Genomic DNA, 23,897 nt, shown 5'->3' with positions numbered 1-23,897 from the left:
GCGCTGAGACGCCCACAGCCGAATCTCACCCACCCCAATTACACGCGAAGGAGTGCACCATGACACCGAAAGCACCGAAAGAACCGGCAATGTCGCCCTCCGATGCTCCCGTCGACGAGGTGCTCGCGAAGGCGAGCGGACCGCGGCGCGCGGAGGTCGACGAACTCCTCGAACTGCACCGTGCCGTGAGCGGAGAGCAGCCCGTGGTGTGGGCCGGCCGCATCATCGGGTTCGGTGAGATCGGGTACACCTATGACACGGGCCACTCCGGTCGCATGCCGGTGCTCGCATTCGCCCCCGGCGCATCGAAGCACACCATCTACCTCACCTCGGGGTTTGCCGAGCGCTGGCCCGACCTGCTCGAACGCCTCGGCCCCCATCGCGCCAGTGTGGCGTGCCTGTACCTCACTCGGCTCGCACCAATCGACCGAGATGTGCTCCGTGAATTGCTCGAGCGCACCCGCGACGATGCAGTGAATTCGGCGTCGTGAAGTGGGGCGAACCTGAGTGCGAGGAGTCAAACGGCTGAGCATGCGCCCGGCAGCGCCGTCGATGCAGGTTCGTGCATGGCCCGACCGCTAGCGTGGGCGTAGCGATCGGCACCCGCCCATGGCTGACCAGAGTCGATGCGAATCGGCTCGGAACGGAATCGGTGCTGATCATGGCGGCTGAACTCACGCGTACCCTCGAAGGCCTTGGCCCGTTGCGACCGACGCGCTCGGGTACCGCTGACTTCCCGCCGATCGCCAAGGCCTACACGAGCGTGTCGCAGGTGGTGCGCGAGTCGGGGCTGCTGCGGCGGGCGCCGTGGTTCTACTCGCTGGTCGGCTCGGCGATCGTGCTCGCCTTCGGCGGTGCCGTTACCGGATTCATCTTGCTCGGCGACAGCTGGTTCCAGCTGCTCATCGCCGGTGCGCTCGGCATCATCTTCACGCAGACGGCGTTTCTCGCCCACGAGGCAGCCCACCGTCAGATCCTCTCCACCGGGCCCGCGAACGATCGACTCGCCCGCTGGTTGTCAGGCGCAATCGGCATGAGCTATTCGTGGTGGGATTCGAAGCACACCCGCCACCACGCGAACCCCAACAAGGTGGGCAAAGACCCCGACATCGAGGTCGACACGATCTCTTTCATCGAAGAAGACGCGGTTGAGGCGCGCGGCCTGCGTCGCGCCATCACGAAGCGGCAGGGGTGGTTCTTCTTCCCGCTGCTCACACTGGAGGGCGCGAACCTGCATCTGCACAGCTTCAAGTATCTCTTCAGCCGGGGCCCAGTCTCGGGGCGGTGGACGGAATTGTCGATCATCGCCGCGCGTTTCGCGCTGATCTTGGTGCCGGTGTTCTTGCTGCTGCCGGTCGGCATGGCATTCGCGTTCGTCGGGGTGCAGCTGGCGGTCTTCGGCGTTTACATGGGCGCCTCCTTTGCACCGAACCACAAGGGCATGCCCGTCATCGCGCACGATGCGAAGCTCGACTTCTTCTCGAAACAGGTGCGCACGTCGCGCAACATTCGCGGTGGCTGGTGGGCGACGTGGCTCATGGGTGGGCTGAACTACCAGGTGGAGCATCACCTGTTCCCGAGCATGGCTCGGCCGCATCTCGCTCGTGCTCGCGCGATCGTGCGCGAGCACTGCCGCACGCTCGACGTTCCGTACACCGAGACCTCGCTGTGGCGCTCGTACGCCATTGTCATCGACTACTTGAACCGCGTCGGCCTCGCCGCACGCGACCCCTTCGACTGCCCGATCACGGCGCAGTACCGTCGCGCGTAACTCCCGCGGTCGCCGGTCAGTCGGCGTCAGGTGACGCCGCGCGAGCGGCCTGCTCAGCGTCGTACTCGGTTTCGCGCCGAGTACGACGCGGGGTCGTGGTCGCTTTCACGAACAGGCGAACGAGGGCGCGCTTCTTCACAAAGTAGGCATGCCGAGTGAGCTCACCGCTCGCATATTGCTCGTCGAGCTCTCTGAGCGTCTCCTCCGCGGTTGCCGCGTCGAAGCGCGAGCTGCCATTCGCGAGCGTGTGTTCTTCTCGGATGCCCAAATCGACGCTCCTCTCGTACGAGCGATGCTACGCGCCGCCGCCGACATCGGGATCAATGGGCAGGCCGGGTTGACATTGCACCGTGGTGCAGGGAAGACACTTGCGGCATGTCACTCACCACGGCACTCCGCATCGTCCGCGTTTCCGCCATTTACGACCTCATTGTCACCGCGGGCTTCGCCTTCCCCTTCTCAGCTCCGCTGATCTTTGCCGGGGTCGCCGCGCTGCAAACGTCGTTCGGCGTGAGTGGATCTCTGCCTAACGCCGGGGATGCCTCCACCGTGATGTTTGCGAACCTCATGGGCGGTCTCGTCACCGTCTGGGCGCTCTTCCGCATCGTGCGGCCATCGCTACTCGCGGGGGCCGCCGACACACTGGGCCGAGCATTCTTCAGCATGGGCATGATTGCCGCGCTGCTCGCGGGCGCATCGCCGGTGATCTGGATCATGCTCGTGCTCGAACTGGCATGGGGTGTCGTGCAGGGGTGGGCCGTCGTCGCGGCCTGGCGCCGCGCACGCGTCGCCACCGCGTAGAGTCCCAGACATGCAGATCACTGAGCTGGCGCGCCGCGCGGGTGTCAAGGTGTCCACGATCCGGTTCTATGAGCGCAGCGGTGTGCTCGCCGAGCCGAAACGCACGAGCAACGGGTACCGCGCCTACGACGGCGATGACGCGGTGTTCGTGCGCTTTCTGCGGCGCGGGCAGGAGCTCGGCTTCACCCTGGCGGAGCTCTCGGCATTCGTCGATCTATCGGTGCGCGCACGATCGGGAGTGGCGTCCGCCGACGAGGTCGCTCAGGCAGCGGAGAGCAAGGTCGCCGAGATCGAAGACCGCATCGCAGCTCTTGAGCGCACGCGCGCTGCGATCACCGGCATGCTCGACGCGCAGTGCGTGGAGGCTGACGCGCCCTGCCCGATCGTGCAGGCGCTCGGCGCGGAGCCCGCACCGGCACCGCGTCGCGCCGGCTAGCACGTTCGCGCATCGAGCGTCACCCCGTGGCGCCTCCGCATCGCAGCACCTAGCGTGGAGATCCCATTGGGAAGGAGCACCTCATGACCGAATCACACCCCCACCCCCACCCCGCCAATGAGCACGAAGCGTCGAACGGCGGCGGTACCGTCCACGATTTCGGCTCGGGTGAGACGCTCGACCACCCGGTGCTCGACGGCTCGACCGAAGACTACGGCTCGGAGGGGCAAGAGAAGAATCCGCGCTACGGACAAGAGAATCCTGAACTGATTCGGCATCCCGAGACCGGTGAAGAGACCCCGACGCCCGACGAGAGCGCCTGACGGGTTGTGGTGTGCGGCGCGTCAGCGATCTGCTGCGAGGGTGCGGCCAGGGTGCACGCCGAACTCGATGCGGTACGCCGTCGAGAACCGTGACACGTTCGAGAACCCCCAGCGCCGTGCGATGCTCGCGACGGAGTCATTGGGGAGCGCGTCGAGCAGATCGTGGTGGGCTCCGGCCAAGCGGGCGCGGCGCAGATACTCGCTCGGAGTGAGTTCCATCGACCGCCGAAACGCGTACTGCAGCCCGCGCGTCGAGATGTGCGCGGCCGCGGCGACATCATCGATGGTGATCGCGTCTTGGGCGTGGGCGTCGATGTAGGCGAGCGCGCGGCGCACCGTATCGGGGGCCGCCGTGCGCTGCGGCGCACTCTCCCAGAAATCGGTGAATGTCGTCGAGAAGGTCGTGAGAATCGTCCACAGGGCGTGTCGTTGCAGGCCGGCACCGACCGCGGTCTCGGGGTCGAGCGTGGCGTCGCCCGACAGCACCGCCGCAGTGAGATAGGTGAAGGTGCGTTCCCACTGCGCGGCTTCGGCGTCGCCGACGGCCTCGGGCTTTTTCAATTGGATCGTGAGCGCATCGTCACCGATCATCTGTCGCGCCAGTCGTTGCGCGTGACCGCGATCGAAGACCATGGCGTGCACAATGGCCGAGTCTTCCCATTGCGCGCGCACGGGGCGGCCGTGCGAGGCCCAGGGGCGCCCATGCGGCAGTGGGCGTCGATCAGTCTCGGCGCCGCCGCGGGGCGAGTGCACACTGCACGTAAAGAGCTGGTCTTCGGGGGCGATTGACGACTCCACCTGCGCCGAGAGCTCGTACCGCACGAGTGAGAATCCGGTTGCAGCGGCGGAGAACCACTCGAGCTTGCTGCGATCGTCGTCGATGCTGACGAGCTGCGAGCTGGGGGCGAATTCTGCCCAGGTCTCCGCAACGGTGGTCGCATCAGTGGAGCGAAAGCGACGAATCTCGGTCGGTGGCACGGGTGTCGAACGATCCTTTCGCGCTGCGCGGTGACGCGCGAAGGTGCACGTGTGGTCGAGCGTATTGAGTGCAATAAAGCTCTCGGCAGGGGTGGTCAAACGAAGCAGAATATGCAATGCATTTCGGTGCGCGTTATGCCGCATACTGGCGCGGTTTCGCGTGCGGGGGCGAAGAGTTCTTGCGTCTTCTGTACCGCTCTGCGTGGCGAGGCACGAGAGACGCAGTTTGCAACCGACCGACTGACACACTGGGCGGCATGGGGTTTTTGATACACGGGGGCACTGAGTACGAGTTCGAGGATCGCCTGCTGGCGCATCTCAAGATGGTCATCGGGCAGAAGCTGAAGAAGCAGGAATGCTTTTTCGTGAGCTGGACGAAGTCGGCGGAAGAAGGCAGTGGACGCGTTTCGGTCTGGTTGTCTCCCTATACGACCGTGGCGTTTCGGTTTGCGGGAAGCCGCCCGCCCGAACTGAATCCTGCATGGGTAAAAGTGCTCATTGCGCTCTCGCACTCCAACCGGGGCCTGGTGGTCATCTCGGAAGACGACGCCGTACGCTACGCGCAGAAGAACCCCGACCTCATATAAGCCCGCCTTGCGCGTGACTAAGGCCCCGGATACGGTCGAACGGGGAACGAGTCGTGCGAATGGGGGTTCGCAATGCACGATGATTCGCGCGCGTGGCCATCACGATGGCGCTGGAGTCGCACTGCTTCGGGTGCGCTCACGGTGATGATGATCGCTGCGGCGAGCTGCGGAGCGGTCATCGGAATTGCCGCGCCTGCGCCGGCCTCCGCTGCGGCACCGCACCCGACCTCGTGCGTCGTGCCGGATGCCCCTCGCGGAGAACCCGGAGTCGCGGGCGAACCCGGGGCGCAGGGTGATCCCGGTCGACAGGGGCCCACCGGGGAGCCTGGGCCGCGCGGCCCTTCGGCCGAGACGAGCGCGAACGCGGTGCGCAGTGCGTTGGTCGCACCGGCGACGACTCTGTTCTCGGTGCGCAGCGAGGGTGCTGCGCCCAACTGCGCCGATGTTGCCGAGGTATGCGTCGTGCTGTTGCCCGGAGCGCAGGGGCAGCAGGGGGAGCCGGGTATCAAGGGTGCTCCTGGCCCGACGGGTGAACCCGGGGTTCCCGGTCCGCCGGGCCCGCCCGGAACCCCGAATACTGATGCGGCGCGATCGCTCACGCACCATGAGCCGACGCGGGCAGCCGTTGCCGCGGCCGCGGTAACTGTCGTGAGGCATGCCGAGTCGCCGGCGCAGCGGGCACCCGCATGCCCCGGTATCGACACCGCGTGCACCGTGACGGTGGTCGGCCCAGTCGGGCTCGCGGGCGAACCCGGCACCCCCGGCGAGGTCGGCGTACCCGGTCCGCGGGGGCTCCCCGGAGAGCAGGGGGAGCCCGGTGCGCCGGGGACGCCGAGTGCGCCGCAGGACCCCAGCTCGCTGGGAACGCCGAGTCGAGACCGTGACAGTGGAGTGACCGCCCGCGCCGCGAGCTCGGCCAGCACGGTGCGCCCCGCCGCGATCACGCTGGAGAACGGCTCGTCGTTCGCGATTCCGTCCACCTGCTTCGACGATGAGGGTGCCAGCAAGGCAGAGTCGAGCGACGGAGGCGCGACGGCAGGCAGAGACGGAGGCAGAGATGCCGATGGCGATCAGGGAACCAGCACCCAGCCCGTGAGCCCGCGGCCCGGAGAGACCCCGGCCGAGCCTGCGACGGGGGCGAACGCGACATCGGGCACGGACACACAATCGCCGGGCGGGCACGCAGCGCGGCCGCCCGCTGAATCTGCGGAGCGCCCTTCGTCGCCGGCGCCCGAGGGCGCCGAGTTGTCGAGCGCCGACGACGCCCTTCCCGGCACCGGTGCGTCCATTGCGAGTGGCGCGCTCGCCGCAGCGCTGATCGGGTGCACCACGCTGCTCGGTCTCGGTGCGTTGGTCGCGGCGCGTCGATCGCGCCGGTGAACGTTTCGAAAACCCTCGACGAACGCTCGGAGGCCGCGGGGGCGTGCGGCGAGGGCGCCTGTGCCGCGAGGGGGCTTCGTGGCTGAAGCGGCGCGGATAGGGGGCGCCGGATGTCAAGCCCTCGGGTGTGAACGGTTGGTGCTGACGAGAAAATTCCCAGTTCACGCGCTCATACACTCGGTGTGGTGAATGAGGTTCAGGCCGCAGCGCAGCAGAAGACCGGGGCGATCTCGGGCTCCGATCGCCCGGAGTCGCGCCTCCGTGCCGAAAATGAGATTCCGCGTGGGGCCCGATCTCCCGAGTACCGCTTCTTCGAGATGCTGCCCGCAATGCTCAGCATCGGCGTGCCCGTCGTCGCGGTGGTGCTCTCGCTCATCGACCTGCGCGCCGGCATGGGGTTCGTCATGCTGTTCATCGCGATGACGCTGGTGCGCGCGGTGCGCGGCGGCGTCGACGCCCTTCGCGGATTTCGGCGGCTGAAGACCGCTGAATCGCTCGACTGGTCGGCGATCCTGCGCGACACGGAAACCGAGATCGTGCGCGCCCGAACCGGCATCGCGCCGACGTCACCGGCCCCCGCGATTGCATCGCTGCCGCGGCCGTTCAGCTCGGCGCATCACCGTTTCCGCGCCGACCTCGCGGCCGACCCCGCGTCGTTCCCGCTGCCCTCGGAGCTGCTGCACGCCGTCATCGTCGCCGCCTACAACGAACCGTACGATGTGATCGAGCCGAGCATTCGTTCGCTCGTCCGCTCGACGACCGACGGGCAGCAACTCGTCGTTGTTTTCGCTCACGAGGAGCGCGGTGGGCCGGCGATGCGGGCGACGGTTGAGCGACTACGGCGAAACTTCGGCCACGAGTTCCGTGCGTTTCTCACCGTGGAGCACCCGGCGGGCCTCCCTGACGAGTTCCCCGGCAAGGGCGCGAACATCACGTGGGCCGGTCGGGCGCTCGAGCGCTGGCTGCGGGGAGCCGGCATCGACGCCGAGCGGGTGCTGGTGACGACGCTCGACTGCGACAACCGCGTGCACCCCCAGTACTTCGACAACGTCAGCTACACGTTCACGTGCGCACCCGATCGCGCCCGTCGGTCGTATCAGCCGATCTCGACCTTCGTGAACAACCTCTGGCACGCGCCTGCCCCCACCCGAGTGATCGCGGCGGGCAACACGCTCTGGAACCTCATTTCGACCGTGCGCCCCGGCACCCTGCGCAACTTCGCGTCGCACACCCAGCCGATGCGGGCGCTCATCGACATGGATTTCTGGAGCCGGCGCACCATCGTCGAAGACGGTCATCAGTACTGGCGCAGCTACTTCCACTTCGACGGCGCCTACGAGGTGTCGGCGATCCATGTACCGATCAGTCAAGACGCGGTGCTCGGAGAAACGCTCGGTCGCACACTGCGGGCCCAGTTCACGCAGCTGTGCCGGTGGGCGTACGGCGCATCCGATATCGCGTTCGTCGGCTCACGGCTTGTCGCTCCGGATCGCCGGGCCCCGTTCGGCCGCACGCTCTGGCGCTTCATCACGCTGCTCGACTCCCACGTCACGCTGGCGACGGTCGCGCCGATGGTGGCGTTCGGCGCCTGGATACCGATCATCGTCGGCAGCCTGTCGGGCGGTGTGGGCACGCCCATCGCGATCCTCTTCCGGGAGGCGGCCGGCGCGAGCGCGTCGGTGCTCGACGGCGTCTCGCAGGTGCTCGGATTGCCCCTCTCCGCGGGCATTCCGGCCCTTGCCGCGTCGACCGGATCGATTCCGACGCCGTTCGCGCACGCGCTCGTCGCACCCCCGTTCTCGGTCGCGCAGTTCGCCGCCGATCTGCCGGGCATGATCGGTGGCGTGCAGCGATTCGCGCTCGTCGGCGTGTGCATCACCATCGTGCTGACCCTGCTGCTCACCCCCACGCGACCCGACGGAGTGCCGAGGCGACGCTCGCTCGGCATGCTCGTGCAGTGGATTCTGCTGCCGGTGACGCTGCTCTGCTACAACACGATGAGCGCCATCGTCGCGCAATCGCGGTTGTTCGTCGGCGCATACCGCGAGGAATTCGATGTCACCGAGAAGCGGGCGGCGGTGCCGGTGATCACCGGCGCGATTCCCGTGCCGGTCGTCGATCGATCGGAGTGGCGTTAGTCTGCCGCTGTGCCGTTGCAGATCGCGATGGCGTGACCTCGATCTCGCGCGCCGATCTTCGCGAATGCCGTATTGATATACGACTTCACGGTCGCGATCGAGAGGTGCAGTGCCGCGGCGATCTCGGGGTTGCTGCGCCCGACGGTCATCTGCGCGAGCACGTCGATCTCGCGCGGGGTCAGCGCGGGGAATCGCTCGCCCACGGGCGCCGGCGGCGCGAAGCTGCGCGTGAGCAGCGCTCCGACTTCGCCTGAGAACGTCGACTGACCGGCGACGGTGGTGCGAATCGCCGCCGCGATGTCGCCGCGGCGGGAGCCTTTCACGAGATACCCGCGCGCACCCGCGGCGAGCGCTCGAGCGATGGTCGCGTCGTCGGCGTAGGTCGTGAGCACGAGTACCGGGATCGCCGGGAGTTCTCGCGCGAGAAGCGCCGTGGCGGCGACGCCGTCGAGCACGGGCATGCGCAGGTCCATGAGCACGATGTCGGGCCGTGTCTCGCGTGCGAGTTCGACCGCTCGGCGTCCGTCTGCGGCGGTGCCGACCACGGTGATGTCGGGCATGAGGGAGAGCACGGTGCTCAGGCCGTCGCGCACATCGTCTTGGTCGTCAGCGATGAGCACTCGAATGGGCGCGGTCATACGGGAACCTCGATCTCGAGGGTGAACGCTGCGCCATCGGCGACGCGAAGCGAACCGCCGAGGCGCTCAATGCGTTCGCGCATTCCGGTGAGGCCGTGCCCGCCGCCGACGGACGCTGAGCGGGCTCCGGGAGCGTGCGCAGTGCTCGATCGCAGCACCAGGCGATCAGCAGTCTGAGGGTTCGGAGTAGTCACGGAACTCGCGTCGGCATTCGTGTCGCGCGCTGACCCGCTTCGGGAGACCGTGACCGTCGTTGCGCTGCCCGGAGCGTGCCTGCGGGCGTTCGTGAGCGCCTCGCGGCAGGCGGCGGCCAGTGCGTCGGCGACGTCGGGGGAGACCTCGCCGAGGTCCGCGATCTCGAGCGTGGCAGCACCGCCGAGCTCGCGGTGCTGATCGACGAGGTAGGCGAGCGCTCGCGGCAGGGCGGTCGGCGCCGCGCGCAGCGATGCGACCGCCTCGCGTGCTTCGTCGAGCCCGCGTGCGGCGAGCGCATGCGCCGAGCGCACGCGATCCTGCGCCGCCTCGATGGCACCGGCCTCGAGTTCGGCATCGACGGCATCGAGTTGCAGCGTCAGGCCGCCGAGCGTGTGCGCGAGGATGTCATGGAGGTCGCGGGCGATGCGGGCTCGCTCCTCCGACGCCGCGGTGTCGGCCCGGGCCTGCGACGCCGCCACCTGGTCGACGAGGGCCTGGCGCTGCGCTCGGACGAGCGTGCGAGACTGGCGGCGCAGCAGTGCGAACAGTGTGGTGAGCGCGAGCGTGCCCGTGCAGCCGATGACCAGCTCGAAGGGGCTCACGCCGATCGCGCCGAGCCCCAGTGTGATGGCGAGCGCCACCGTCACGGCGGAGACGCCCTGCCACCACGGCCGCTCGATCTGCGAGAGCGCGGTCATCGTGCCGGCGATGGCACCGGCAAAACCGAGGAACTGGGTGCCCGGTGCCGAGAGCGATCCGCACACGACCATGACCGCGATGAGTGCGAGGTCGAACGGGGTGTTGGGGCGGTGGGTGAGGGCGCGCACCACCCATGCGGCGAGTGCGATGATGCCGACGATCGAGGGGAGCAGCGCAGCGCCGTCGGCGGCGTTGGCGATGATGCCCACGGTCATCCCGGCCGCCACCAAGCACGGCAGGATCACCTGCGCAAGTGCGCGGCGGTCGTCGGGGGTTTCGGGCACGCCCTATTCTCCCGCGGTGCCCGGTGTCTGAGCCACCGCAGTGCCCCCGACTGGAGCGTGCGTCAGGCCGTTGTCGCTGCGCACGCCGCGGTCGCGCTCGGTGCGGCGCGAAGCCCGGACGAGCAGCACACTGGCCCGGGCGCCGCGGTTCATTGCGATCGTGAGCAGCGCACCGCCCGTCGAGAAGGCGCCCACGGTGCCGGTGCCACGATGCTCGATCACCGCGACGAGAATGCGCACGGCGATCACCACGGCCCACAGGGCGATGCCCCAGCCGCCGGTGCGCGTGTCGAACGCTGCGGCGAGCGCCGACGGCGTCGCGCGGGGGCGCGATCGAGGCGGGATCTCGCTCGGGCGGAAGTGCGCGATGGCGCCCATGGCCACACCGGTCACCGCGGCGATGGCCATCGTGATCAGCGTGATCCAGATGATCGGCATCACCTGGTCGGCGGCGACACCGCCTTGCAGGCCTGAGCCGATGCTGGCGATGCCGGCGAGCGCGAGGATCGCGGGTGTGCGCCAGATGCGCGCGGGCTCGAGTCGACGCCACGTGGTCTGTCGGTACACCACCCATCCGATGACGGCGATGCCGCAGACGATGGAGGGGAGCTGTGCGAGAAGTGTGTCGGTGTGCATGTCTTCAGCTTCGTCGCCGTCGGTGATCGGCCGTACCACCCTGGGGTGGGATTCCTTGCGCGTTCGCGGAGCCGACAGGTGACCCGCGCGACGACGTGTGCGAGGATGCCCGCATGGGGTATCTCGTGCATGGACGCAATGAGTACGCGTTCGACGATCGCGTTCTCGCGCATCTGAAGCTGGCGATCGCGCAGAAGCTGCGGCAGCAGGAATCGTTCTTCGTGAGCTGGGCGGTTCGCCCGGAAGAGGGAAGCGGCCGTGTCTCGCTCTGGCTGTCGCCTTCGGCCGATCTCGCATTCCATTTCTTCGGGAGCAAGCCTCCGGAGATCAACGTCGCGTGGGTGAAAGCGCTCGCCGCGACGTCGCACTCGGTGCAGGGGATCCGGGTGATGTCCGAACACGATGCGGAGCAGTTCGCGGCGGCGAACCCCGATCTCGTCTAGCGCCCAGCGCAGACTCGGCGAATGAGTCGGTCCGTTACGGTGCGGGTGTCGCTGCTGCGGCGAGCACGGCGTCGAGCAGCCCGGGGAAACGCGACTCGAGATCGTCGGTGCGCAGGCTGAGTCGGCGACCTCGGCCGTTCGCCTCGTTGCGAATGATCCCGGATTCGCGCAGCACCTTCATCAGGTGCGACTTCGTCGACTTCGGCATCGTCGGGTCGGTGAGTTCGCACGACGCCATGTCGAGGGGGCCGGAGACCAATTGGCGTGCGATCGCGAGGCGTTCGGGATCGCTGAGCGCGAAGAGCACGTCGTGCAGTGCGATTTCATCGCGTGAGGGATGCGGGAGCTGCGGTGCGGCTGGCATGGTTCGAGAATAGTTGAACCATTGTCGAAAATCCACTAAGCTCGCGTTCGTTCGAAAAACTTCGAACTGATGGGAGTCATCGCATGGCCGCTTCGGGTATTCGTGTCGCCGGGCACGCACGCAATCGCGGGCGCGGGTTCGGATTCGCGCTGTCGATCCTCACCATCACCGTCATGATGGCGGGAGCCAGCGCGCCGTCGCCCTTCTACCCGGTACTGGCCGAAACGATCGGCTTCTCGCCGGTCGTGACGACGTCGATCTTCGCGGTGTACGCCGTCGCGCTGCTGCTCACTCTGCTGACTGCCGGGTCGCTCTCCGACCACATCGGTCGACGCCCCGTCGCGAGCTTCGGCCTCGTGCTGCTCGCCGTCAGCATCCTGATCTTCTGGCACGCTGACACCGTCGGTCTGCTCGTACTCGGGCGCATTGTGCAGGGCGTGGCGAGCGGGTTGCTGCTCTCGGCGGTCTCCGCGGCGATCACCGATTTCGAGCCCGCATCGAGGCCCGGCTCCGCCGCGGTCTGGAATGCCGTGGCACCGATGCTGGGGCTCGGGATCGGCGCGCTCGTCGCCGGCATCGCGCTTGACGGCGCGGGCGACGCCATGGCCGAGATCTTTGCGCCGCTGACCGGTCTCTACCTCGCCCTCGCGGTGCTGTTCTGGTGCATCCCCGAGACCGCTGCGCTCACTCCGGGTGCGCTGCGATCCCTCCGCTTCCAGCTCACCGTGCCGGCGTCGATGCGCGCCGACTTCCTGCGCGGCGCCCCGGCGATCTTCGCGGGGTGGGCGACCGGCGGGCTGTTCCTGTCGCTCGGAGCGAGCATCGTGCACGTCGAGCTCGGCGGCGAGGCGCATGTCTGGCAGGGGCTCTCGGTCGGGGTGCTCGCCGGGTGCGGCGCCATCGCGGCGTTCCTCCTGCGCCGACGATCAGCGCGCACGATCGCGATCTACGGCACCGCGGCGCTCGCGATCGGCACCGCGCTCTCGCTCGCCGCACTCGCGATCGGGTCGCTCCCGGCATACTTCGTCGCCGTGGCGATCACCGGCTCCGGGTTCGGCACCGCGTTCTTCGGCGTGGTGAGTTCGCTCTCGCCGCATATTCCTGCGGCTCAGCGGGCCGACGTGTTCGCGGTCATCTTCTTGGTGTCATACCTCGCGTTCGGCATTCCGACGGTCATCGCCGGGCTGCTCGTGCAGTTCTTCGGGTTGGCCCCGGTGAGCTTCGGGTACGGGGCCGTCGTGATCGTGCTGGCCGGTGTCGCCTGCGCGGTGCGGCTGCAGTCGCCGGCGCGCGTCGCCGCTGCGCACTAGCCCGCGTCGACGCAGCCCGCTCGCGTTCGGCGCAGGCTGCGCTACACTGGGGCACATGGATATCGAGGTCGACAGAATCTAGTCGCTGCTCCGCGGTCATCGCACGCATTGCGTGCGGTCGCGTGATGCACACGCATCCTCTGTCTCGCGGCCATACGCCGCATGCCGCTGTCCCTCCCGTGACGACCCGCGTTCGAGTCCTGCGCTCCGCGGCGTATCGGGGGCTTCTGCGACAGCGCAGAACGAATCGAGTCACCATGTCTCCATCAGCCGTCACCCTGCACGCCGTCAGCCACGCCTGGCCCGACGGTTCGCCCTCGCTCGTCGAGGTCTCGGGCACCTTCCCCGAGGGCCGCACCGGTCTCATCGGCCGCAACGGCGCCGGCAAATCGACGCTGCTCAAGCTCATCGCCGGCGACCTCGCCCCCGCGTCGGGGGTCATCGACGTCGCCGGCGACGTCGCAACGCTGCCGCAAACGTTGACGCTGCACGGCGGCACAACCATCGCCGAGTTGCTCGGGATCGCCCCCACGCTGGCCGGGCTTCGCGCGATCGAAGCAGGCGACGTCGATGTGCGTCATTTCGACGCGGTCGGCGACGACTGGGACATCGAATCGCGCGCCGACGAGGCGCTCGGCCGCATCGGGTTCTCGGCGCGAGATCTCGATCGCCGGGTGGCCGAGGTGTCGGGCGGCGAGTCGATGCTCATCGCGATCACCGGGCTCAGGCTGCGCCGCGCGGCCGTGACGCTGCTCGACGAACCGACCAACAACCTCGATCGTGCGACGCGTGCCCGACTCGGCGAGTTCATCGTCGACTGGCCGGGCACGGTCATCGTGGTGAGCCACGATCTCGAACTGCTCGAGCGCATGGAGCACACGGCCGAGCTCTACGACGGCGCGCTGACCACGTTCGGCGGCCCCTACAGTGCGTGGCGCGAGCACCGCGACCACGAGCAGGCCGCTGCCGTGCAGGCCGCACGGGCCGCCCAGCAGGTGCTTCAAACCGAGAAGCGGCAGCGCGTCGAGACCGAGACGAAACTCGCGCGACGCGAGCGCACAGCCCGAAAGGTGCAGCTCTCGGGCAGTCTGCCCAAGATTCTCGCTGGCAAGCGCGCGAATGCTGCGCAGGTCTCAGCGGGAGCGCTGCGCGGCACCATGGACGGCAAGGTCGACTCGGCGCAGGCCGCCGTCGATGCGGCCGACGCGCGGGTGCGCGACGACCGTCACATCTCGCTCGTGTTGCCCGATCCCGAGCTCGCAAAGGGGCGTCGCGTCATCGAGTTCGTCTCGGGGGAGCGGTCGTTCGTCGTGCAGGGCCCCGAGCGCGTCGCGCTCATCGGTGCCAACGGGTCGGGCAAGTCCACACTGCTTGCCAGGCTGCTGCGCGGCGATGACACGCCCTCCGACGACGATGCGCAGGGCGGCCGCCCCACGGCCCGCCTGCTGACTGAACGCGTCGGTTACCTGCCGCAGCGCCTCGACGCGCTCGACGACCGTGTGAGCGCGCTCGAGAACGTGCGAACGGTGGCGCCGGGGGTGCCGGCGGGCACGATTCGCAACGGGCTCGCGCGCCTGCTGCTGCGGGGAAGCTCCGCCGATCGCCCCGTGTCGACGCTCTCAGGCGGCGAGCGCTTTCGGGCCTCGCTCGCGCGGCTCCTGTTCGCCGACCCTCCCGCGCAATTGCTGGTGCTCGATGAACCGACGAACAACCTCGACCTCGAGAGCGTGGAGCATCTTGCCGAAGCGCTCGATGCCTACCGCGGCGCACTCCTCGTCGTGAGCCATGACGTCGCGTTCCTCTCGCGCATCTCGGTCGATACCGTGCTCGAGCTCGAGGCGGGTGAGCTGCGGCGGTTGGGTGAGCTTCCGGGTGGCGACCGCGCGGGGGCGCAGGCCGCCGGGTAGTCTGGCGACGCAACGGACGAAAGGGCGACGATCATGATCGTGGCGGGATGGGTGCTCGGCATCATTGCAGCACTGCTGCACGTGTACATCTTCTGGATGGAATCGGTGACTTGGACGAGCGCGCGCACTCGCGCGACGTTCGGCGTCTCCGAGACCGAGGCCGAGGCGACGAAAGAGCTGGCATTCAACCAGGGCTTCTACAACCTCTTCCTCGCCATCGTCACGGTCGTGGGCGTCGCCCTCGCCGCCGCGGGTCACGCCGGTGCCGGCAACGCGCTCGTCTTCGCCGGAATCGGCTCGATGCTGGCTGCGGCGCTCGTGCTCTTCATCTCGTCGCCCGGCAAGCGCGGGGCAGCGGTGAAGCAGGGGACCGTGCCCCTCGTCGGCGTGATCGTGCTCGCGATCGGTCTCGCTATCGCGTGAGCGGTGCGGGATCGACCCTCGTCGATCACTCCATCTCCGATGTCGGTGCGGCGGAGTAGCATCATCGTCATGACTGAAGACTGGCGCAGCGCGCGCGTCGCGCACCTCCGCAAACTTCTGCTGCAGGCCGACCCCGGTGTCGCCGAAGAGGTGAAGTGGCGCAAGCCGTCGAACCCCGACGGGGTGCCGACCTTCTCGGCCGACGGGCTCGTGTGCACGGTCGAGACGTACAAGGACAAAGTGAAGGTGACTTTCGCCAAGGGAGCATCGCTCGATGACCCGACCCGGCTCTTCAACGCGAGCCTCGACGCGGGCACCCGACGCGCCATCGACCTCCACTCCGATGCCGCGATCGACGATGCCGCGTTCACCGCGCTCGTGCGTGAGGCCATCGCACTGAACCGCTCCTGAAGCCCGGCGTGCCGGTGTGCGGCCGGAGCCAGTTAACCGGCGAGCGCCGCGTCGACGGCCTCCTCGACCGTGCGGTGTGTGAACGTGAATCCCGACTCCTCGAGCGCTGTCGGTGCGACCCGCGCGTCGCTGAGCAGCAGTGAATCTGCGGCGTCGGTACCGAGCGCGAGACGCAGCGCCCAGGCGGGCGCCGGAATGAGGAACGGTCGCCGCAGCACACGTGCGAGCGCCCGCCCGGTATCGTTCGCGGTGGCGGGAGTGGGGCCCGTAAGGTTCACCGGGCCGCTGATATCGGCGTCGATGACGTGCCGGATCGCACGGACTTCGTCTTCGAGCGTGATCCAGGGCCAGACCTGCCGGCCGCCTCCGAGCGGCCCGCTCAGGCCGAAGCGGGTGAGCAGGATCAGCGGCTTCAGCACGCCGCCGCGGTCGATGAGCGGCGCCGTGCGCAGCAACACGACGCGGGCGTCAGGCCCAGCGCTGAGCGCCGCGCGCTCCCACTCGACGCAGAGCTCCGCGAGAAAGGTGCCGCCCGCCGAACTCGATTCGTCGAGTCGCTCGCCCGGGCGACTCCCGTAGAAGCCGACGGCCGAGGCGTTGACGAGGGCGGGTGCATCGGCGCCGAGCGCGCGCACCGCGTCCGCGATGGTGCGGGTGGGGTCGAGACGCGACGTGCGCAGCGTCTCGCGGTACTCGCGCGTCCAGGGGAGCTTGCCGATGCTCGCGCCATTGAGACAGACCACGGCGCGAGCGCCCGCGAGCACAGCGGGGTCGAGCGGAGCAGTGCCCGGATCCCAACGCACCTCGTGCTCGGATTCGGGAGCCCGGCGCACGAGATGGGTAACGTGCACGCCGTCACCGCGGAGCGAGCGGGTGAGGGCCTCGCCGATCAGCCCGGAAGCGCCGGCGATGACTACGCGCCCGGGGGTGGGCGATCCGGCACCCGAGGTGCCCGATTCGTGCGCGTCTGCTGCTCCGACTGACATGTGCCGCCCCGATCGTTCGATGTGGTTCCAGGGTTCACCCTTGCGGGCGATCGCGCCAGCCCCCACGCGGTTCGTGCGCAGGGGCCGGGCGATTTCTCAGCGCGGCGGGTCGACCGGCGCGGAGTCCGTTGCGCTCGCGTGCGCCGGGTGCGGTTCGGCCGTGTGATCGTCGTGGCGCCCCTCGACGGCACCGGCGTGCTCCGGCCGGTGCTCGGGGGTGCGGCGCTCATCGCGCCAGAGCTTCGACGGCCACCAGATCGAGCGCCCGATGTCGGTGGCGAGTGCCGGCACCAGCAGCGATCGCACAATGAAGGTGTCGAGCAGCACGCCGAAGGCCACGATGAAGGCGATCTGGGCGAGGAACAGAATCGGAATCACGCCGAGCGCCGCGAACGTCGCCGCGAGCACGAGACCCGCCGAGGTGATAACGCCGCCGGTGATGGTGAGCCCGCGCAGCACCCCCTCAGGCGTGCCGTGCCGCTTCGTCTCCTCGCGCACCCGCGTCATCAAGAAGATGTTGTAATCAATGCCCAGTGCGACCAGGAAGACGAAGCCGTAGAGCGGCACGGCGGGGTCGGCACCGGGGAAGTCGAACACGTGATTGAAGACGAGTGCAGCGACACCGAGCGCGGTGCCGAACGAGAGCACCGTCGTCAGAATGAGCAGGATCGGAGCGAGCACCGAACGCAGCAGCAGCATCAGGATCACGAGGATCACCACGAGTACGAGCGGAATGATGAGATTGCGGTCGTGGATCGACGCCTGATTCGTGTCGACTGAGGTCGCCGTGACGCCGCCGACGAGCGCGCCGGTGCCCTCGAGCTCGCTGCGCAGACTGGTGATCGTCTCGGCCGCGGCGTCGGAGTCGGCCGCGTCGGAGAGGGTCGCCTGCAGCAGCACCTTGCCGTCGCTGACGGTCGGCTCGGGAGCGGGGGTGCCGGGCGGGCCGAACGCCTGGATGCCATCGGCCGTGACCGAGGCGGTACCGCTCGGCGAGTCGGCTGCGGTGACGGCGACGCTGTCGATGCCGTCATGCGCCAGGAGGGTGTCAGTGGTCTGCTGCAGGCGATCCTGCGCGACCAGCACATAGGCCGGACTGCCCGAGCCGCCCGGGAAGTGCTCGCCGAGAATCGCCTGGCCGTCGCGGGCCTCTGACTGGCCGAGCACGAGGTCGGACTGGGGAATGCCGGTCGCTTGCAACTGCGTGGCGCCGACGGCGCCGACGGCGAGCACGAGCGCGGTCACGATCCAGATGGGGCGGGGGTGGCGCCGGATCACCCCGGCCAGGCGCTTCCACATGCCGCGAGTGGGCATGCCGTTCTCGGCTGCGACGACTTCTGGCTCGAACTTCGGGCGACGCGGCCAGTATGCCGCGCGGCCGAACGCGAAGAGGAGCGCGGGCAGCAGGGTGAGCGCCGACAGCATCGCGAATACGATGCCGATCGCGGCCACCGGGCCGAGCGTGCTGTTCGACTTGAGGTCGCTGAGCAGCAGGCAGAGGAGGCCCACGATGACGGTGCCGCCGGAGGCAGCGATCGGCTCGATCGAGCCCTTGATGGCGGCGATGATGGCGGCCCCGCGATCCTGCGCCACTCGCAACTCTTCACGGAACCGCGCGACGAGCAGCAGCGAGTAGTCGGTCGCGGCGCCGATGACGAGGATGAACAGGATGCCCTGCGTCTGCCCGCTGAGCAGCAGCACGCCGGCGTCGGCCAGATGCCAGATGACGAACAGTGCGACGCACAGCGCGAACAGGCTGGTGCTGAGCACGACCAGGGGGAGCAGGAGCGAACGGTAGACGATCACCAAGATGACGAGTACCGCGAGCAGGGCGACGAGCAGCAGGATGCCGTCGATGCCGGCGAAGCCCGCGGCGAGGTCTGCGGTGAAGCCGGCGGGGCCGGTCACATGCGCGTCGACACCAGCGGGGGCGTCATCGCGCAGGGTGTCGCCGAGTTCGGCGACGACATCTTTGATCTCGGCGTTCGCGTCGATCGGCACGAAGACCTGCACGGCCTGGCCGTCTTCAGAGGGAATCGCCGGGGAGGTCTCGTCGAGCACGCCGTCGAGTTTCGCCGCGTCGGAAACGGCGGTGTCGATGCCGCCCAGTTGGCTCTCGGTGAGCTTCGCGCCGTCTGCCGACGAGAAGACGACGATGGCGGGAATCGCGTCGTCGCCGAGGAAGTCGGCCTGCACCTCACGTACCGCTGTCGCGTCGGCCGACTCGGGCAGATAGGTCGTCTGGTCGTTCGATGAGACCTCGTCGACCTTGCCGAACAGCGGCCCACCGGCCCCGGCTCCGGCGAACCACACGATGATCAGGAGCGCGGGCACCAGGACGCGGAGCCATCGGCGACCTGCGCGTGGGGGAGTGGCACCGGCGCCGCGGTGGGCGGCAGCCGATTGCGTGTCATGTTGAGACATTTCTCTACTATCTCTCGAAGAAAGTATCTAGCTTGGCTAGCAATAATATAGCCGCTCGGAGCGGGCGATGTGAAGTCGGACGGCCTTCGGCGTTCGCCCGAGTGTCGACACTCGTGTGTCGCCGTGTGTCGTCGCAGGTGCGCACCCCCGGGTCGCCGGAGCGGGCGAGCGTAGACTCGCCGCATGTCTGAACCGCGCCGACGCACCACCCCCGCCGAAGCCGAGGCCGCGGCGGCAGCGGCGATTGCAGCCGGGGCGCCTGGCGAACCCGTCGAGGTGCTGTCTGCTGACACCGGCATCGTGCTCGAGCACGACTTCGCCAGCCGGTTGCCCGAACTCTCCGCGCCCTGGCGAGCGCTGCGACCGGATGCGCCGCGCCTGCTGGTCTGGAACGATGCGCTCGCGGCGTCGCTCGGCATCGACGGTGAGCGGCTCGTGGGCGACGCGCGCGTGCGCCTGCTGCTCGGCAATGCGCTGCCGGCGGGCGCCGAGCCGGTCGCTCAGGCCTACGCCGGGCATCAGTTCGGGGCGTATTCGCCACGGCTCGGCGATGGTCGCGCGTTGCTGCTCGGTGAAGTGCGTGATCCCTCCGGTGCGCTGCGAGATCTGCATCTCAAGGGATCGGGGCGCACGCCGTTCTCCCGTGTCGACGGCTTCGCCGCAGTCGGGCCGATGCTGCGCGAGCACCTGATGGGCGAGGCGATGCACGCCCTCGGCGTGCCCACCACCCGTGCGCTCGGGGTGGTCGCTACGGGTCGCCGCCTCGCCCGCGATGGCGAACTGCTCGAGGGGGCGGTGCTGGCGCGGGTGGCGAGCAGTCACCTGCGCGTCGGAAGCGTGCAGTTCGCGCGCGCGCTCGACGATCGCGAACTGCTGTCGCGGCTTGTCGAGTACGCCCTCGAACGCCACGCGCCCAAGCTTGCGCCTGGCGGCGTCGCACCCGCCGCGGTGCCCGCGGTCGCGCTGCTCGATCACGTGATCGCGGTGCAGGCGCAGCTGGTCGCCCAGTGGGTGCTCGTCGGGTTCGTGCACGGCGTGATGAACACCGACAACATGACGCTCTCGGGCGAGACGATCGACTATGGGCCCTGCGCGTTCATCGACGCGTTCGACCCGGGCGCGGCCTTCAGTTCGATCGACGCGCAGAAGCGCTATGCATTCGGCAATCAGCCGTCGATCGCGCTGTGGAACCTGACCAGGTTCGCCGAGTCGTTGCTGCCGCTGCTCGGCGAAGAGGTCGATGCGGCGAAAGATGCGGCCGTTGCGTCGCTCGACCGTTTCGGCGAGCTCTACAACGCCGCGTGGATGGCGGGCATTCGCGAGAAACTCGGCCTCGGCGGCGTGGCCGCTCGTGCCGCGATCGATGAGGGCGCGCTTGCGGAATTGACCGCGGAGATGCTCGCAGACCTGCAGCGCCACTCGATCGACTACACCAGCTTCTTCCGTGCGCTCGCATCGTCGGTGCGTGGCGACAGTGCCGCACTCGAAGCGGCCTTCCCGCTCGGCGAGGCGGCGGGGCCGTGGCTCGAGCGCTGGCGAGCGGGCGACCCTGACGCCGCGGCGATGGATCGGGTGAACCCCGTCTACATTCCCCGCAATCACCTGGTCGAGGAGGCGCTCGACGCCGCGGTGGCCGGCGATCTCGAGCCATACGAGACGTTGTTGAGCGTGCTCCAGCACCCATTCGAGTCGCGTCTCGGGTTCGAGCGCTACGAGCGGCCGGCTCCTGTGGGTGGCCCGGCGCACGTGACCTTCTGCGGCACGTAGGGTGCGGGTGCGCATCACACATGATGCGGTTTCAGTTGCTCTTTTCGTAATTCTCAACTGAATTCGTTGTGACATGATCCAGTTGTGCGCGAAGTCGACCGTGCGTTCAGATGATGATCTGAACCCGAATCGCGCATTCGACTGGAGTGATACCCGTGACCTCCCCAGGCCACACCGCGGAGCAATCCGCTCGTCCCACCGCCCCCACTGCGCCGCTCGGCTGGTTTATCGGCCGATCCCGGCTGCGACGAATCGCGTTCGTCGGCGGCTACGAAACCCTCAGCGTGCTGTTCACCGTGTTCGTGCTCGGTGCGCTGCTCGGGCATGGCGGTGAAGCGTCGACGGTGACAGCGATCCTCGTCTCCACCGTCGCGACGCTGTGGAACTACCTCTGGAACACCGTTTTCGAAGCGTTCGAACGCCGCACCGGGGCGACCGGCCGCGGGGTGCGCTCCCGCGCCGTGCACGCCATCGGGTACGAGGGCGGGGTGCTGCTCGTCACGATCCCGCTCGTCGCCGCGCTGCTCGGCATCGGGCTGCTCGAGGCGCTGGCGATCGAGGGCGGGCTCCTCGTGTTCTTCCTCGCCTTCACGGTCGCGTACACGTGGGCCTTCGACCGGGTGTTCGGGCTGCCGCAGACCGCGGTCGGGCAGTAACGGCGACTGCGGTCTGCGGCAGCCCGAACCGGCGGGCGTCGGCGGCTTACGCGCTCTGACCGGCGTGCTTGCCCTCCGCGATCTCTTCGACCAGCTTGGCGTTGAACGCCGGCAGATCGTCGGGAGTGCGGCTCGTCACCAGGCCCTGGTCGACGACGACCTCCTCATCGACCCACGTCGCTCCCGCGTTCTGCAGGTCGGTGCGCAGGCTCGGGTATGAGGTGACCGTTCGGCCCTGCAGCACGTCGGCGTCGGCGAGAATCCACCCGCCGTGGCAGATGGCCGCGACCGGTTTGTGCTGCGCGAAGAAATCGCGCGTCAGGCTGACTGCGGCGGCGTCGAGACGAATCTGATCACCGTTGACGACCCCACCCGGCAGCACGAGTGCGTGGAACTCCTCGGCTCGAGCATCGGCCGAGGCCAGAGACACCTCCTGCTCGTGGCCGTTCTTGCCAGTGATCGTGCCAGTCTGAGTGGAGATCACCACGGCCTCGGCGCCGTGCTCGACGACCGCCGAGAGCGGGCTCGTCAACTCCGAATCCTCAAACCCGTCCGTGGCGAGAATGGCGACGCGCTTTCCGGTGAGATGTGACATCTGGAGGCCTCCTGAGGCGTACGAGTGCGGGTGCTGTGGCGTCGACCCCGGAACACCCGAGGCCGACATCACCACCTCATCAGGGCACCGCGATGCGCATCACCCCGTTGCGCATCGACGGCGCGAGCGCTAGGAGCGGTTTAGCGAATTCGGTGCCGGATCGCCAGCCCCTGATCGTTCCGATCGTTCGCAGCGAACACCCCTGGAGCAGTGTCGGCGGCCCGGCGTAGTGTGGGCCGCATGGCACAGATCATTCTCTTCGGCGGACACGGCAAGATCGCACTTCTCACGGAACCGCTGCTCGCGCAGCGCGGTGATGCGGTGACGGCGGTGATTCGCAACCCCGACCATGCAGACGAGGTGCGCGCTGCCGGTGCCGAGCCCCTCGTCGCCGACGTCGAACAGCTCGACACCGATGCGCTCGCAGATCTGATTCGCGGCCATGACGCCGTGGTGTGGTCGGCGGGTGCCGGCGGGGGAGACCCCCAGCGCACCTGGGCGGTCGATCGCGATGCGGCGATTCGCACGATGCAGGCCGCGGAACGCGCGGGCGTGCAGCGCTACGTGATGGTGTCGTACTTCGGCGCATCGCTCGATCACGGTGTCGACCCCGAGCACTCGTTCTTCGCCTATGCCGAAGCGAAGGCGGCCGCCGATGAGCACCTGCGCGCGACCGCACTCGACTGGACGGTGCTGGGGCCCAGCAGCCTGACGCTTGACCCGGCAACCGGCGCCGTCGACACGCAGGCCGAGCAGTCGTCGAGCGTGGCCCGGGCCGACGTCGCCGGCGTCATCGCCGCGGTGCTCGTCGACGACTCGACCGTGCGCCGCACCATCCGGTTCAATTCGGGTCAGACCCCGATCGCGGAGGCGGTGCGTGACTGAGCCCGAGCCGACGCCGACGCCGGGAGCTTCAGGCTCGGAGCGAGCTGATAGCGGTCAGCATGCCCCCGCTGCCGTCGCGATCGTTACCGGTGGCGCCCGCGGGCTCGGGCGAGCGATCGCTCTCGAGCTCGCGCGGCGGGGGTCGCGGGTCGCGGTGCTCGACCGTGATCTCGCCGGTGCCGAGCAGACGGCCGATCTGGTGCGGGCCGAGACCGGGGATGCGGCAGCAGCGGCAGCTTTCGAGGTCGACGTCAGCGACGAGGGCTCGGTGCGGGCGGGCGTCGCCGGGGTGGTCGATGCGCTCGGGGCCCCACTGATTCTCGTCAACAATGCGGGCGTGCTGCGCGACGACCTGCTGTTCAAGATGACGGTCGAGGGGTGGGAGACGATCATGAACGTGCACCTTCGCGGCGCGTTCCTCATGAGCCGCGAAGTGCAGCGGCACATGGTCGCTGCGAAGTGGGGGCGCATCGTCAACCTGTCGAGCACGTCTGCGCTCGGCAACGCGGGGCAGGCGAACTATTCGGCCGCAAAGGCCGGCATTCAGGGGTTCACGAAAACCCTCGCGCTCGAGCTCGGGCGCTTCGGCGTCACGGCGAACGCGGTGGCCCCGGGCTTCACGGTCACCGACATGACCCGCAGCGTGGCCGAGCGCGTGGGCGTGCCGTTCGAGCAGTTGGTCGAGCGCGAGGCCGCAGCCACCGCGGTGCGTCGCGTCGGGTCGCCCGACGATATCGCGAACGCGGTCGCGTTCTTCGTTGCCCCCGAGAGCGGTTTCGTATCGGGTCAGGTGCTGTACGTGGCGGGCGGCCCGAGAGGCTGAACCCGATCGGGCCGGGGCGATGTCCCGGCCCGCACCG

The 23,897-nt window shown here is 68.6% G+C and carries 26 protein-coding genes; 17 read left to right on the top strand and 9 right to left on the bottom strand.

Annotation, left to right across the window (positions count from 1 at the left end):
* Positions 1 to 59: 59 nt before the first annotated feature.
* Both AMS67_RS08465 and AMS67_RS08460 read left to right on the top strand, forming a co-directional pair.
* Complete coding sequence (locus AMS67_RS08465) at positions 60 to 491, top strand: DUF1801 domain-containing protein (protein ID WP_206541753.1); 432 nt, start codon at positions 60 to 62, stop codon at positions 489 to 491.
* Positions 492 to 661: 170 nt separating this feature from the next.
* Entirely contained in the window at positions 662 to 1,771 is a 1,110-nt protein-coding gene (locus tag AMS67_RS08460; RefSeq protein ID WP_053387041.1) for a fatty acid desaturase family protein, read from the top strand.
* Positions 1,772 to 1,787: 16 nt separating this feature from the next.
* Here AMS67_RS08460 and AMS67_RS08455 read toward each other — a convergent pair whose 3' ends face one another.
* On the bottom strand, positions 1,788 to 2,039 hold the full coding sequence (locus AMS67_RS08455; protein ID WP_053386971.1) for a hypothetical protein: 252 nt from the start codon (positions 2,037 to 2,039) through the stop codon (positions 1,788 to 1,790).
* Positions 2,040 to 2,146: 107 nt separating this feature from the next.
* On the opposite strand from AMS67_RS08455, the gene AMS67_RS08450 reads away from it, so the two are divergent.
* From AMS67_RS08450 to AMS67_RS08440, 3 genes are all read left to right on the top strand, one after another.
* Positions 2,147 to 2,572 carry a hypothetical protein gene (locus tag AMS67_RS08450; protein WP_053386970.1) on the top strand — a complete coding sequence of 142 codons (426 nt, stop codon included), beginning with the start codon at positions 2,147 to 2,149 and terminating at the stop codon, positions 2,570 to 2,572.
* Positions 2,573 to 2,582: 10 nt separating this feature from the next.
* Positions 2,583 to 3,008 (top strand): MerR family transcriptional regulator, encoded by a 426-nt coding sequence (locus tag AMS67_RS08445; protein ID WP_053386969.1) that lies wholly within the window; start codon positions 2,583 to 2,585, stop codon positions 3,006 to 3,008.
* Between the two features lie 83 nt (positions 3,009 to 3,091).
* A complete protein-coding gene (locus tag AMS67_RS08440; protein ID WP_053386968.1) occupies positions 3,092 to 3,331 on the top strand; it encodes a hypothetical protein in 240 nt (79 codons plus the stop codon).
* Positions 3,332 to 3,352: 21 nt separating this feature from the next.
* Here AMS67_RS08440 and AMS67_RS08435 read toward each other — a convergent pair whose 3' ends face one another.
* Entirely contained in the window at positions 3,353 to 4,408 is a 1,056-nt protein-coding gene (locus AMS67_RS08435; RefSeq protein ID WP_162230835.1) for a helix-turn-helix transcriptional regulator, read from the bottom strand.
* Positions 4,409 to 4,566: 158 nt separating this feature from the next.
* On the opposite strand from AMS67_RS08435, the gene AMS67_RS08430 reads away from it, so the two are divergent.
* From AMS67_RS08430 to AMS67_RS08420, 3 genes are all read left to right on the top strand, one after another.
* Complete coding sequence (locus tag AMS67_RS08430) at positions 4,567 to 4,896, top strand: DUF7882 family protein (RefSeq protein WP_053352863.1); 330 nt, start codon at positions 4,567 to 4,569, stop codon at positions 4,894 to 4,896.
* Positions 4,897 to 4,968: 72 nt separating this feature from the next.
* Entirely contained in the window at positions 4,969 to 6,276 is a 1,308-nt protein-coding gene (locus tag AMS67_RS08425) for a collagen-like protein (RefSeq protein ID WP_053386966.1), read from the top strand.
* Between the two features lie 185 nt (positions 6,277 to 6,461).
* Positions 6,462 to 8,414 (top strand): glycosyltransferase family 2 protein, encoded by a 1,953-nt coding sequence (locus tag AMS67_RS08420; RefSeq protein WP_156316581.1) that lies wholly within the window; start codon positions 6,462 to 6,464, stop codon positions 8,412 to 8,414.
* On the opposite strand, the gene AMS67_RS08415 is transcribed toward AMS67_RS08420, so the two are convergent.
* From AMS67_RS08415 to AMS67_RS08405, 3 genes are read right to left on the bottom strand one after another with little or no spacing between them, the layout of a single operon-like run.
* Positions 8,411 to 9,052 carry a response regulator transcription factor gene (locus AMS67_RS08415; protein WP_053386964.1) on the bottom strand — a complete coding sequence of 214 codons (642 nt, stop codon included), beginning with the start codon at positions 9,050 to 9,052 and terminating at the stop codon, positions 8,411 to 8,413. The two genes, AMS67_RS08420 and AMS67_RS08415, sit on opposite strands and share 4 nt — an antisense overlap.
* A complete protein-coding gene (locus tag AMS67_RS08410; RefSeq protein ID WP_053386963.1) occupies positions 9,049 to 10,230 on the bottom strand; it encodes a sensor histidine kinase in 1,182 nt (393 codons plus the stop codon). Before AMS67_RS08410 ends, AMS67_RS08415 begins: the two co-directional genes overlap by 4 nt.
* Positions 10,231 to 10,233: 3 nt before the next feature.
* Complete coding sequence (locus AMS67_RS08405) at positions 10,234 to 10,905, bottom strand: hypothetical protein (protein ID WP_053386962.1); 672 nt, start codon at positions 10,903 to 10,905, stop codon at positions 10,234 to 10,236.
* 74 nt (positions 10,906 to 10,979) lie between these two features.
* Between AMS67_RS08405 and AMS67_RS08400 the strand changes: the two genes are divergently transcribed.
* Complete coding sequence (locus AMS67_RS08400) at positions 10,980 to 11,309, top strand: DUF7882 family protein (RefSeq protein ID WP_053386961.1); 330 nt, start codon at positions 10,980 to 10,982, stop codon at positions 11,307 to 11,309.
* Between the two features lie 34 nt (positions 11,310 to 11,343).
* On the opposite strand, the gene AMS67_RS08395 is transcribed toward AMS67_RS08400, so the two are convergent.
* Positions 11,344 to 11,673, bottom strand: coding sequence for an ArsR/SmtB family transcription factor (locus AMS67_RS08395; RefSeq protein ID WP_053386960.1), 330 nt, complete (start codon positions 11,671 to 11,673; stop codon positions 11,344 to 11,346).
* Between the two features lie 83 nt (positions 11,674 to 11,756).
* Here AMS67_RS08395 and AMS67_RS08390 point away from each other — a divergent pair, with 83 nt between their 5' ends.
* The 4 genes from AMS67_RS08390 (at position 11,757) to AMS67_RS08375 (ending at position 15,724) form a co-directional block, all read left to right on the top strand.
* Complete coding sequence (locus tag AMS67_RS08390) at positions 11,757 to 12,983, top strand: MFS transporter (protein WP_053386959.1); 1,227 nt, start codon at positions 11,757 to 11,759, stop codon at positions 12,981 to 12,983.
* A gap of 257 nt (positions 12,984 to 13,240) precedes the next feature.
* On the top strand, positions 13,241 to 14,890 hold the full coding sequence (locus AMS67_RS08385) for an ABC-F family ATP-binding cassette domain-containing protein (protein WP_053386958.1): 1,650 nt from the start codon (positions 13,241 to 13,243) through the stop codon (positions 14,888 to 14,890).
* Between the two features lie 33 nt (positions 14,891 to 14,923).
* Positions 14,924 to 15,313 carry a DUF1304 domain-containing protein gene (locus tag AMS67_RS08380; RefSeq protein WP_053386957.1) on the top strand — a complete coding sequence of 130 codons (390 nt, stop codon included), beginning with the start codon at positions 14,924 to 14,926 and terminating at the stop codon, positions 15,311 to 15,313.
* A gap of 69 nt (positions 15,314 to 15,382) precedes the next feature.
* The gene (locus AMS67_RS08375) at positions 15,383 to 15,724 is read left to right on the top strand and encodes a DUF1801 domain-containing protein (protein ID WP_053387040.1); all 342 of its coding nucleotides are present in this window, start codon (positions 15,383 to 15,385) and stop codon (positions 15,722 to 15,724) included.
* Between the two features lie 32 nt (positions 15,725 to 15,756).
* On the opposite strand, the gene AMS67_RS08370 is transcribed toward AMS67_RS08375, so the two are convergent.
* Both AMS67_RS08370 and AMS67_RS08365 read right to left on the bottom strand, forming a co-directional pair.
* Complete coding sequence (locus AMS67_RS08370) at positions 15,757 to 16,710, bottom strand: TIGR01777 family oxidoreductase (protein WP_082305402.1); 954 nt, start codon at positions 16,708 to 16,710, stop codon at positions 15,757 to 15,759.
* Positions 16,711 to 16,806: 96 nt separating this feature from the next.
* A complete protein-coding gene (locus tag AMS67_RS08365) occupies positions 16,807 to 19,134 on the bottom strand; it encodes an MMPL family transporter (RefSeq protein ID WP_082305393.1) in 2,328 nt (775 codons plus the stop codon).
* 183 nt (positions 19,135 to 19,317) lie between these two features.
* Between AMS67_RS08365 and AMS67_RS08360 the strand changes: the two genes are divergently transcribed.
* Positions 19,318 to 20,901, top strand: a complete 1,584-nt coding sequence (locus AMS67_RS08360) for a protein adenylyltransferase SelO (protein ID WP_082305392.1) — start codon at positions 19,318 to 19,320, stop codon at positions 20,899 to 20,901.
* Between the two features lie 155 nt (positions 20,902 to 21,056).
* Positions 21,057 to 21,557 (top strand): PACE efflux transporter, encoded by a 501-nt coding sequence (locus AMS67_RS08355; protein ID WP_206541752.1) that lies wholly within the window; start codon positions 21,057 to 21,059, stop codon positions 21,555 to 21,557.
* A 46-nt stretch (positions 21,558 to 21,603) separates the two neighbouring features.
* Here AMS67_RS08355 and AMS67_RS08350 read toward each other — a convergent pair whose 3' ends face one another.
* Entirely contained in the window at positions 21,604 to 22,152 is a 549-nt protein-coding gene (locus tag AMS67_RS08350) for a type 1 glutamine amidotransferase domain-containing protein (protein WP_053386956.1), read from the bottom strand.
* A gap of 240 nt (positions 22,153 to 22,392) precedes the next feature.
* On the opposite strand from AMS67_RS08350, the gene AMS67_RS08345 reads away from it, so the two are divergent.
* A complete protein-coding gene (locus AMS67_RS08345) occupies positions 22,393 to 23,037 on the top strand; it encodes an SDR family oxidoreductase (RefSeq protein WP_053386955.1) in 645 nt (214 codons plus the stop codon).
* Positions 23,038 to 23,116: 79 nt separating this feature from the next.
* The gene (locus AMS67_RS08340; RefSeq protein ID WP_053387036.1) at positions 23,117 to 23,860 is read left to right on the top strand and encodes an SDR family oxidoreductase; all 744 of its coding nucleotides are present in this window, start codon (positions 23,117 to 23,119) and stop codon (positions 23,858 to 23,860) included.
* Positions 23,861 to 23,897 lie beyond the last annotated feature (37 nt).

It is taken from the genome of Leucobacter japonicus (assembly GCF_001273855.1).
In the GTDB taxonomy this organism is placed as follows: domain Bacteria; phylum Actinomycetota; class Actinomycetes; order Actinomycetales; family Microbacteriaceae; genus Leucobacter; species Leucobacter japonicus.
This window is presented reverse-complemented; position numbering and strand designations above follow the sequence as displayed.